The organism is Microseira sp. BLCC-F43 (genome assembly GCF_041929235.1).
Lineage (GTDB): Bacteria > Cyanobacteriota > Cyanobacteriia > Cyanobacteriales > Aerosakkonemataceae > Microseira.
Window position 1 is genome coordinate 61,968 of the sequence record NZ_JBHFNP010000324.1, and the last position, 10,219, is coordinate 72,186.

At 47.0% G+C, this 10,219-nt stretch carries 11 protein-coding genes; 7 read left to right on the forward strand and 4 right to left on the reverse strand.

All coding sequences use genetic code 11. The features are described from left to right. The first annotated feature begins 79 nt into the window (after positions 1–79). The gene (locus ACE1CM_RS43745; RefSeq protein ID WP_374885684.1) at positions 80–1,219 is read left to right on the forward strand and encodes a HEAT repeat domain-containing protein; all 1,140 of its coding nucleotides are present in this window, start codon (positions 80–82) and stop codon (positions 1,217–1,219) included. 82 nt (positions 1,220–1,301) lie between these two features. Next, the gene (locus ACE1CM_RS43750; RefSeq protein ID WP_374885686.1) at positions 1,302–2,396 is read left to right on the forward strand and encodes a glycosyltransferase family 4 protein; all 1,095 of its coding nucleotides are present in this window, start codon (positions 1,302–1,304) and stop codon (positions 2,394–2,396) included. Between the two features lie 101 nt (positions 2,397–2,497). Here ACE1CM_RS43750 and ACE1CM_RS43755 read toward each other — a convergent pair whose 3' ends face one another. The 4 genes from ACE1CM_RS43755 to ACE1CM_RS43770 form a co-directional block, all read right to left on the reverse strand. Then, the gene (locus tag ACE1CM_RS43755) at positions 2,498–3,046 is read right to left on the reverse strand and encodes a hypothetical protein (protein WP_374885688.1); all 549 of its coding nucleotides are present in this window, start codon (positions 3,044–3,046) and stop codon (positions 2,498–2,500) included. A 479-nt stretch (positions 3,047–3,525) separates the two neighbouring features. After that, positions 3,526–4,200: a zinc ribbon domain-containing protein gene (locus ACE1CM_RS43760; protein ID WP_374885690.1), complete on the reverse strand. Its 675-nt coding sequence runs from the start codon at positions 4,198–4,200 to the stop codon at positions 3,526–3,528. A gap of 152 nt (positions 4,201–4,352) precedes the next feature. Further along, positions 4,353–4,742 (reverse strand): hypothetical protein, encoded by a 390-nt coding sequence (locus ACE1CM_RS43765; RefSeq protein WP_374885691.1) that lies wholly within the window; start codon positions 4,740–4,742, stop codon positions 4,353–4,355. A 22-nt stretch (positions 4,743–4,764) separates the two neighbouring features. Beyond that, a complete protein-coding gene (locus ACE1CM_RS43770; protein ID WP_374885692.1) occupies positions 4,765–5,934 on the reverse strand; it encodes an RNA-guided endonuclease InsQ/TnpB family protein in 1,170 nt (389 codons plus the stop codon). Positions 5,935–6,449: 515 nt separating this feature from the next. Here ACE1CM_RS43770 and ACE1CM_RS43775 point away from each other — a divergent pair. From ACE1CM_RS43775 to ACE1CM_RS43795, 5 genes are all read left to right on the forward strand, one after another. Beyond that, entirely contained in the window at positions 6,450–7,418 is a 969-nt protein-coding gene (locus ACE1CM_RS43775) for an LD-carboxypeptidase (RefSeq protein ID WP_374885694.1), read from the forward strand. A gap of 127 nt (positions 7,419–7,545) precedes the next feature. Further along, positions 7,546–7,974 (forward strand): hypothetical protein, encoded by a 429-nt coding sequence (locus ACE1CM_RS43780; RefSeq protein ID WP_374885695.1) that lies wholly within the window; start codon positions 7,546–7,548, stop codon positions 7,972–7,974. Between the two features lie 60 nt (positions 7,975–8,034). Further along, positions 8,035–8,511, forward strand: a complete 477-nt coding sequence (locus ACE1CM_RS43785) for a hypothetical protein (protein ID WP_374885696.1) — start codon at positions 8,035–8,037, stop codon at positions 8,509–8,511. Between the two features lie 166 nt (positions 8,512–8,677). Then, a complete protein-coding gene (gene hemE / locus ACE1CM_RS43790) occupies positions 8,678–9,742 on the forward strand; it encodes a uroporphyrinogen decarboxylase (RefSeq protein ID WP_374885697.1) in 1,065 nt (354 codons plus the stop codon). A gap of 85 nt (positions 9,743–9,827) precedes the next feature. Continuing rightward, on the forward strand, positions 9,828–10,219 hold a 392-nt coding region (locus tag ACE1CM_RS43795), incomplete at its 3' end, for a hypothetical protein (RefSeq protein ID WP_374885699.1).

The following is a 10,219-nucleotide window of genomic DNA, read 5'->3' on the forward strand; positions in this document are numbered from 1 at the left end:
TGCCAGTTTAGGATTGAACTAGCCCAAGTTATCTACCCAGCGGATAGTTTGGCTACCTGTTCTAGCCGTGAGTTGGTTTATGATGCCCCCACGCTTTGTTTTGTTTCTAATAACTTGTATCACTTGCCTCGGCTTTGCCCCCAGTTCAGTCGGCACAACGGCGACGCAAGAGCGTGAGGCAACCCAACGCACCCCAGGCGTTGAGAGAGGCACTAACAATTTATTTTCAGGTTCGCCAGTGCCGTTGCCAGTAGCCCAGGCTACCCCGAAGCCTTCCCCAAGTCCAACGGATACGCTACCAAGCCTTAATCAGCCAAAACCTGCCCCCAAACAAACTCCGGCTTTCGAGTTTTTAAGTAACAAATGGTCCTTGGCGTGGATCGGTGCGGCGGTGGTGTTTTTTGCCATCGCTGGGGGACTATACTACTTGCAGCGACGTTACGATAACCAACCCGAGCCAAAACAGCAAAAACCGCTACCAGATTCAGCCTCCCCCGATGTACTAGATATCGATGAGTTTGAGGCTAACTTTGGCAACCATGAAATAGAAGCGGGCAAAAACGGCTACAATACCCCAATTTCCCCTTTACCAGAACACTATTTAGAAGCATCAAAGCGATCGGAGGCTAACAACGGCAGCAATCCCTTTACTACCTTGCCGGAACAACCGAATCCAGAAAATTCCCAGCCACAATCTCACCCAGAACAATCAGCCCCACAATCGGAGGAAGAGAATCTGCCAGTACAAGAAACAACTCGCATCGCCAGAATTAATATAGTCGATCAATTAATCCGAGATCTGCACAATCGAGATCCCAGAAAGCGGCGTAAAGCGATCTGGGAACTGGCACAGCGGGGAGATTCGCGAGCCATGCAGCCTTTGCTAGATTTATTGATGGATGCAGATTCCCAGCAACGCAGTTTAATCTTAGAAGCACTGTCCCAAATTGGCACTCGCACGCTCAAACCGATGAACCGGGCTTTAGCTGTTTCGCTGCAAGATGATAATGCAGAGGTGCGGAAGAATGCGATCCGCGATCTAACCCGAATGTACGAATCATTGGGTCAACTCAGCCAACTGTTACGCCACGCTGTCGAAGATCCGGATAAAGAAGTGCAAGAAACTGCCCGTTGGGCTTTAACTCAGTTGAGCCGAATTCGCACTTTACCAGGCATGGAAAATCGGTCTAATTCCAGGAATCCACCCAACGAATTTTAGATTTAAGATTTTAGATTTAAGATTTGAAATCTGCAATTTGCAATATAAAATAAATCTGCAATTATTCAATCTGCAATCTGAAATGTCTAAACTGTTATTCATCTCTACTCCCGTCGGCCCGCTGGGAACCGGGTTAGGGGGCGGTGTAGAATTAACCTTGAAAAATATTGCCCAAGAAATGCTCCGGCGCGGTCATACTCTGCAAATTATCGCGCCTTTTGGCTCGGTTTTGGGAACGCTACCCATTGTTCAAATTGCGGGAAAATATCAGTTAAGTGCTCAAACTCAAGCGCGCGATGCTCCGATTATTCTGCCAGGAAATCCCGCACTGGCGAATCTGTGGGATTACGCACGGGAAGTACAGAACGATTGGGATTTAATTGTTAATTTTGCTTACGATTGGTTGCCTTTTTACCTAACACCGTTTTTTCAGCGTCGGGTTGCTCATTTAGTCAGCATGGGTTCCCTCTCCGACGAGATGGATCGAATTATCGGACGGGTGGCGATGCAGTTTCCCGGTACTATTGGCGTTCACAGTCTGGCGCAGGCGGCGACGTTTCCTTTTGCCCAATCTTGTCGCTGTATGGGTAATGGTATCGATCTGTCGCTGTACGATTTCTGCGCGGAACCACAATCAAGTTTGGCATGGGTGGGGCGAATTTCCCCAGAAAAGGGTCTAGAAGACGCTGTAGCCGTTGCAAATCGCGCGGGATTGCGTTTGAAGGTTATGGGTGCGATGCACGATGAAGCTTATTGGAAGCAAGTTTGCGAGGCTTTTCCATCAGCGCCGATCGATTATTTGGGGTTTCTTTCTACAAATGAGTTGCAGCAGCAATTGCGCCAGTGTCGGGCGCTTTTAATGACGCCGCGTTGGGTAGAAGCGTTTGGAAATGTAGCAATTGAAGCTCTCGCTTGTGGCGTTCCGGTGATATCATATCGTCGGGGTGGGCCGACAGAAATTGTCCGGGATGGGGAGACGGGTTTTTTAGTCGAACCTGATAGCGTGGATGGGTTAATCGAGGCAATGGGGAAATTAGATACCATTAACCGCAAGGATTGTCGTGCCAGAGCCGAATTAGAGTATTCTTTGAAGGCGTTGGGCGATCGCTTCGAGGCATGGTTTCAAGATATTGTAGGTGAGGTAGGCAGGATGCCTACCCCACAAGAACAGGACTGATGCAAAGAAACTGGGTTTCTCTGAAAAAGCGCAGGCGGGCAGAATTCCCACCCCACAAGAGACTTAATTTTCTTGTGGGGTAGGCATCCTGCCCGCCCTATTCAAATTTCTTCTAATTCCTTCAGCCGATTTTTGAGAGCCTCAAATTTATCGACTAACTGCAATACTATTATGGCAATATCGGGTCTAACTTCGGGTTGAGCCGTTTGATCGATTTGTGCCTGCGCCCATTCTTTTAAATATTGCACCATAATTTCTTCTGGTGTAAAATAAGTCATATCGGTAACATTTTTGAAATTTTGACGCATCCGCGCTAGCACTTCTTGATTTTCAGTCTGGAGTTCATAACCCACGTTATCGGCGGCGCGGATTGAGATCCAAGGTTGATTTTTTCCTTCAAAATAGCCGGAAAATAGACCATCAAGCAATGGGGTTAAATTCGTAGCTAACCGCAGCAAGTCTGTACCGCTTACTCTTGTTTTAGCATCCGCTAGCTGTTGCAATTCATCCGCCGAACTACCGGAACAATCTAACTCAGAAATATCCCATTGGGAATTTGAGGCGAGGGGTTGGATTAATTGCAAAATATTCGATAGGTTAACGTCTAAAGAGTTATCGTCTGTTTGAGCGGTGATAATGATGCGATGCATGGGAATTGTTATTTTGGGGATTTAACTTCCAATTTTACTTTTTTGCTGAGAAATAGCTCAGAAATAAGTTTCACACCTCAAAGCTAAAGTCAGTTAAAATAGGACTTACGCCAACACCAAAGTTTCTCTGAAAAATCGTCGCCAGAGAACCAGAGATCGACGCAGAAACTTTGCTCTTCGCGTAAGTCCTGTAAAACTTATTTTTTGAGTCACTCCCCGCGAGCAAAAATCTGCGGGGATTCTGGCTAAACTTTCCTAGCTATCAGGACATCCCCTCCCAGGGGCATCGGAACACTTGCTTTGGGACTCGCTGACTCGACTCGCGGTTTGTTGACTATTAATATTTGGATATGTCCTGCCGGATCGACTCCGACCCTGATAGTTAAACTATCTTCTCTAGATAGTTTCCGATGTATCCCGAGCAACGGGAGTTTTGTGAATATACTCCAGCACTTTGAGCCGTGAGTATATTCAGAAATTTAATTCTGATTTTTTCCTATTATAACATATTTTGACGACGGATAAATCTGCGCTTGTCGCGTTTCCACCCCGCAATGAATTGACGGGGTGGAAACGCTCCCGTGTGATTTTCGGTGTATTGTGTTGGGCAAATCATATATTATCATTGACACTCTGCGCCATAAATCGACGCAGATTCTTGCATCTACAGACTCCTCTCGCAAGGAGAGGAATCCAACATCAGCGTTCAGGGGTGTGCCAAGCACCCCATCCTCTAAACCAGATACAGCTATTACAACCGCATCTCTCTCTAGGTTCAAAGGACATGAGAAACCGTCCCATTGGGCTAGGTTTCTCGCTGCATTTAAATCAGCATTGTGGTAGTGACCATTAGGACAATTAAAGTGATGGCCTTTTCTGTTTCCAAGAGTGCCGCAAGTAGAGCAAGATTTACTGGTATATGCAGCCGGACGTTTAATCAGTTTTAAGCCTTTTAAAGCTAGCTTATAATCCAGTTTTTGCTCTAAAGAGTAGTAGGCCCAAGCATGTCTAGATTCTCCATTGTCAGAACGATTCTTCTTGCTCTGTTTCATGGTTTGACGACACCCTTCTAGGTGTTCAACCACTAGGTTAGCATTTAGGTATTCTGCAAATCGGACAATCCTTCTACTGATGGTGTGGTTAACAGCCTCCATCCATCTGCGTTCTCGCTTGTTCTACTTTTTTAAAGCCCGGAATTTAGAGGCTGACTGCAAAGAGTGCCGCCGTTTTTGGAAATAACGACGACGATGCTTGACTTGCTTGCCGCTAAAAAACTTACCAAAGCCTTTAGTTGGTGCTACCACTGCTAAATTGTTTTGCCCTCGTTCGCGCAGCGGAAGGGAGGCATATCGCACCCAATTCTGTTAATCGTCTGCACTGAAGGAACTTCCAGGGTGACAGAGATATAAGCATACCACTTGCGGGCGTGTTTGACGAGTTTAGCCGAGCCTTTATCGATCAAGGTATCACCGGACAATATCCTATCTAAAATAGGTTGCCAATGACTTGAGGCAACAGCTACGGGGACTCGCTTTGTTTCCTTAATGGCTGGAAAACTCAAGCTATAAGTTTCACCAAACTTATGAATTCCCCAGTTCTGCTTGTTAATTTCTGGAGGCAAGCATTTGTATTGTTTAACTTTTTTACCTACACAAGAAGTAGTATGCCGAATTGTTTGATTGGCGAGGGCAGACATGAGTAAACTACCTACACCAACCCTAAGCGGGTATGGTGTAGGCTTTCAGTAGCCCTGGTTCATCCAAGCGACAGCTTAGAATCTCCGAGCCTCTAGGCTGGTTTACAGCACAGCCCCAAAGTTCAATCATTTTTGCACCATTCGCATCAGCATCATCTTGATTGTTGCAATGCCCACACTTAAACTTCTTGCCGCTCCTTAGCCCGATATGTAGGCACTTCGCGCAAGTTTGAGACGTATAAGCAGGCGGAATCAAATCGACTTTCACCGAAGCAATCACCGCTTTGTATTGGATGAAAGACCGCAACTGATAGAACGCCCATGAGTTAGAGCGTCTTCGCTCTGTTTTGTTTCTAGGCTTCTCATTGGTGCGTTCCCGGATTCCGGTTAAGTCTTCCAACGCAATACTTGAAGCGGTTTGAACTGCTTGAGACACAATCTGTTTGCTGATGTTGTGGTTCACCCAAGCTTGAAAGCGCTTCTCTCTGCCCGATAGCCGTTGCAAGATACCATTCACCCTACGGCGCGTGGTTCTTGTGCCCTTCGAGCGTTTCCGTTGCAGAGAAGATCTCACCTTGGAATACTTGTCTCTAACCTCCGTTATTTGCTTGCCTGAAAAACTTTTCCCTGTGGATGTTACCGCGATATCGCGACGACCCAAATCAATCCCGATAACTTTGCCCGTAGGTGCTGGCTCATCACTGTTGATATCAACACAAATATGCAGATAGTATTTGCCGTCACGGTGCTTACAAAGTGTTGCTGATGTCGGACTCTTACCTTTAAGCTTACCTCGTTGGTAATTGCCAATCATCAGCTTAAAGCGCGCTCTCCCTCCAATTAGCGTTAATGATGCCGTCCAGTCTTTCTCACGGAAAGAGAAGATCCGAGCGTCATAATCTGCACTGGTAGGAGAAAACGTCTCTACAGTAGAGCCTTTAGACTTTGCGGTTTTGCGATTCGCTCCCACACGGGCACAAACCCTTACCGCTTGATTAGAACTCAGTCCAAACTTAGCCCGCAAGTCTCGATAGACCAACGCTTGAATCGTTGCTTTGTTGGTAACTTTGGGATCAACTTCTTGATTAGCATAATTGCAACCATCCGCAAACGCCTTTAACAGAGCATTAATTTTATCTGCTTGCTCTGGCGTTGGGTTGAGCTTGCAAACTAGCGTAATCGTCGATTCCATGAGTTCTGAAAAGTTCACATGTGAATATTATAGCTAAACTAATTGCCGATTGATCTGTTTGCTGCATAAGAGATTGTTAATTTCGGTGCTGGTAGATTCTCGCGTCAAACATAGTTCACCTACCGCACCAAAATTAACGCGGCATTCCTCCCGCCACTGAATCAGAGATTGCAGTGGCGGGAGGAATGCCTAGACTAGGTGAAGTTTCTATCTTGGCTGTGGTTAATTTCCGTCTTTCAGGCAGAGGGATGGTTAACAACCAATTCGCTTGCGCGAGTGTTTTCCTTGGTCATTTCGCCAAACATAAGGGCTTTGGCTTGGTTGAGGTGAATAAATTTAAGTTTTAGCGTGATAGTTACTTGACTGATGCTGCTATATTACTATAGCCTTACCCAAATAGGTAAAGACTGACAGCGGTTAAAACCGCCGCGTCGCATTTCATCCACCGGATGAATCACGGTGGATGAAATGCTCCCGAACTATTTAGGTAAAACCCGCGGGAAGGAGGACAAATAATGAACAACCCCTGTCAACTACCACCAAGATTACAACCAGGAGATTTGTTGCGAGTCGTTGCGCCTTGCGGTGCGATGCGCGAATTTGAGGCATTTTACCAAGGGGTTACGATTTGGCAAAGTCGCGGCTATCAAGTAGAAATTAGCACCAGTATCGACAAGCGTTGGGGCTATCTTGCAGGTACGGATGAAATTCGTCGCCACGAGCTTTTAGAATCATGGATTGACCCAAATGTCAAGGGAATTCTCTGTGCCAGAGGCGGTTACGGCAGCGCCCGGTTATTGGAAAATTGGGATTGGGGAGATGGGGAGATGCGGGGAGGCGGGGAGGCGGGGAGGCGGGGAGAAGAAAGATTTGATGTGCAATTACCAATTACCAATTACCAATTACCCAAATGGTTAATTGGTTTTTCTGATGTGACGGGATTGCTTTGGAGTCTTTATCAAACGGGAATTTCCGGCGTACATGGGCCATTAATGACTACAATTGCAGATGAGCCAGATTGGTCGTTGCAACGCTTATTTAATTGGGTAGAAAAACACGAGTTAGAACCTTTAAAAGGAATTGGGTGGGGTGGGGGAAAGGTCAGCGGTATTTTATTACCAGCTAATTTTACAGTGGCGACGCATTTACTGGGAACGCCGATACAACCTGGGTTAGATAATGTGATTCTCGCCTTGGAAGATGTGACGGAAGCGCCTTATCGGATTGACCGAATGCTGACACAATGGCGGTTATGCGGGGCGTTTAAAAAAGTGCGGGGTATTGCGTTGGGACGTTTTAGTCGCTGCGAACCCGTGGCGGGGATACCTAGTTTTAGTGTAGAGGAAGTGTTGAGCGATCGCTTATCCGACCTTTCCCTCCCCATTATCTCGGATCTGCCCTTCGGACACGATGGCGTCAACGCCGCCTTACCTGTGGGAATTATGGCGCACCTGGATGCCGACGAAGGAATTTTAAGCTTTTGAGTGGTAATGGGTAATTGGTAATGGGTAATTGGTTTTTGATTACCTACTACCCTGGGTAGTACGGGAACCGCAGCCGGATATAATCTGTCTCGACAGGTTACACCGGGCGCATATGATCAAGAGTCTGATGTCGATTAAGAAAATTGCGGCAACGGTTGCGGTAACTGGGATGATGCTATTAAGCAACTTGGGTGCGATCGCGCAAACTGCATTAAGAGACGGGGATACTGTAAATGGGTTTATCCGCGCTAATTCTCCGGCGTTTCGCTTCCGCAACGAGTCGAGGGTGGGTTCTCCACTTCAATCTGCCCCCGGTGACGAATATACTTTTAATGCTAGGCAAGGGGACATTATTAATATTGCAGTCGCGCAGGAAGAAGGGAGCAATCTTTCCCCGGTAATAGTTCTAATTGCCTCGGATACGGGGAGACAAGTCGCTGACGATGATATCAACGGTTCGCTGCGCTTTCGCGTCCCTGCAACTGGGCAATACAGACTTCTGGTTTTAGGACAAAATAACACGAGGGGCAGATATACCTTATCTATTTCTGGATGATCGGGGACAAGTGTCGCCTTCGGTTCCACTTCGCCAACAAATGACCCCAGGCGACAAATTTTGCAAAATGATTATGGTTTGAGGGTATTGGATAGCTGTCCTCCTTCTACCAGTTCTTTGGTGGTGGTATCGTTTTCCGAAGCTTTCCAAATTTATCGCTACTGCGCCAACCCGACGCGGTTGGTACGGGCAGGGGAGTATACTTATGATGCGGCTAGCGGAGATTTAAGACCGGGGACGCCAATTGCTTCGGGTGGTGGAACGATAACCAATGACCGCAGACGCCAGTTATTAGAAAATGATGATGGACTGCGCGTCTTCGATAACTGTCCCCCATCTACAGATGCTCTCGTAGTCGTAGCTGATCCCGAAGCTGGTCGAACTTATCGCTACTGCGCCAACCCCACCCGCGACTTCCCGGCGGGCGAATATGTCTATTATAATGCCAGAATCAACGACTGGGAAGATGTTGCCGATGCGGTTAGCGCCAGTCCCCAACAAGGATGCAGAATTGAAATTGGGGAATTTGCATTGTGAGGTAATTGCTAATTGCTAATGGCTAATGGCTAATTGGTTGGTTTTGTAATATGTCAACCCCTACAGTCTAGTACTCGTGACCCTTGACCAATTACTCATTACCCGGCTTCGCATTGAGTGGTAAGCTAGCAAATGCACTTAAAATCTGACTAGGGTAGAAGTAGATATGGCTCTTTCAAGCCAGATACCTTTATTATTGCGTGCCGCACGGGGTGAAGCGTTAGACCGTCCTCCAGTTTGGATGATGCGCCAAGCGGGACGGTATATGAAAGCATACCGAGATTTAAGAGAAAAGTATCCTTCGTTTCGCGAACGATCGGAAATTCCGGAAGTGGCGATTGAAGTTTCCTTGCAACCTTGGAAAGCTTTCCAACCAGATGGCGTAATCTTATTTTCCGATATTGTGACGCCGTTGCCGGGATTGGGCATCGACATGGATATTGCCGAAGGGAAAGGTCCGATTATCCACTCTCCGATTCGCACCGCCGAACAAGTCGAGAACCTGCGCGAGTTAAACCCAGAAGAATCTCTGCCGTTTATTAAAACAATTTTGCAGGGATTGCGCCAAGAAGTGGGGAATCAATCCACGGTTTTGGGTTTTGTGGGTGCGCCTTGGACTTTAGCAGCTTACGCCGTGGAAGGGAAAGGTTCCAAAACCTACTCGGTGATTAAACACATGGCATTTTCCGACCCAACGATTTTGCACCAATTATTGGGTAAACTCGCAGACGCGATCGCCACCTACGTCCGCTACCAAATTGACTGCGGCGCCCAAGTCGTGCAAATGTTTGATTCTTGGGCTGGACAATTAAGTCCCCAAGATTACGATACCTTTGCGCTACCCTATCAAAAACGGGTGTTCGATCAAGTCAAGCAAACCCATCCGGATACGCCGTTAATTATATTAGTCAGCGGCAGCGCTGGCGTGCTAGAAAGAATGCCCAAATGCGGCGCCGATATCGTTACGGTAGACTGGGCAGTAGATATGGCAGAAGCAAGGGAAAGATTGGGCAAACATGTCAAAGTCCAAGGAAATATAGACCCAGGCGTTTTGTTCGGTTCCAAAGAATTTATCCGAGAACGCATCCTCGATACAATTCGCAAAGCAGGCAACCGAGGTCATATTCTAAACTTGGGACATGGGATTCTACCCACCACCCCAGAAGAAAACGCCGCCTTCTTCTTTGAAACCGCTAAGCAAGTAGATCAATTACTTGCCGTACACGCATAGGAATTTTAGATGGCAGATTGCAGATTTTAGATTGATTAAGCAATAAACCCATCCAAAATCTCACGAAAAAGGTCAGAGGTGAACGGTGAAACCAGACTCATTGCCAGAGGATACAAATAACCCAAAACCCCAGGAAAGTGCAGAAGTTACTTTTCCCATCCCCTCCAGTTTGTCTGATTCACCGCTTACCTCTGACAATTCTGAGGAGTTGATAATTCCTCAAGATGCTTCGACTCCAGAAAAAGTTCCCATTATTGAATCTCAAATAGAAACGGGAAGAGAAAGGGAATCTCTCGGGCCCGCCGCGCCAGTAACAATAGGGGAAATTACCAATCCCGAAACAGAGATGGCGATCGGCGAAACAGTGGCGAAGAGTGAATCTCAAATAGAAACGGGAAGAGAAAGGGAATCTCTCGGGCCCGCCGCGCCAGTAACAATAGGGGAAATTACCAATCCCGAAACAGAGATGGCGATTGG

Bases quoted from the DNA above. Each gene is read 5' to 3' on its own strand.
- ACE1CM_RS43780 (WP_374885695.1), top strand. From the start codon at position 7,546: ATGTCGATTAAGAAAATTGCGGCAACGGTTGCGGTAACTGGGATGATG.
- ACE1CM_RS43760 (WP_374885690.1), bottom strand. From the start codon at position 4,200: ATGGAGGCTGTTAACCACACCATCAGTAGAAGGATTGTCCGATTTGCA.
- ACE1CM_RS43770 (WP_374885692.1), bottom strand. From the start codon at position 5,934: ATGGAATCGACGATTACGCTAGTTTGCAAGCTCAACCCAACGCCAGAG.
- ACE1CM_RS43755 (WP_374885688.1), bottom strand. From the start codon at position 3,046: ATGCATCGCATCATTATCACCGCTCAAACAGACGATAACTCTTTAGAC.
- ACE1CM_RS43745 (WP_374885684.1), top strand. From the start codon at position 80: ATGATGCCCCCACGCTTTGTTTTGTTTCTAATAACTTGTATCACTTGC.
- hemE (WP_374885697.1), top strand. From the start codon at position 8,678: ATGGCTCTTTCAAGCCAGATACCTTTATTATTGCGTGCCGCACGGGGT.
- ACE1CM_RS43775 (WP_374885694.1), top strand. From the start codon at position 6,450: ATGAACAACCCCTGTCAACTACCACCAAGATTACAACCAGGAGATTTG.
- ACE1CM_RS43750 (WP_374885686.1), top strand. From the start codon at position 1,302: ATGTCTAAACTGTTATTCATCTCTACTCCCGTCGGCCCGCTGGGAACC.
- ACE1CM_RS43765 (WP_374885691.1), bottom strand. From the start codon at position 4,742: ATGTCTGCCCTCGCCAATCAAACAATTCGGCATACTACTTCTTGTGTA.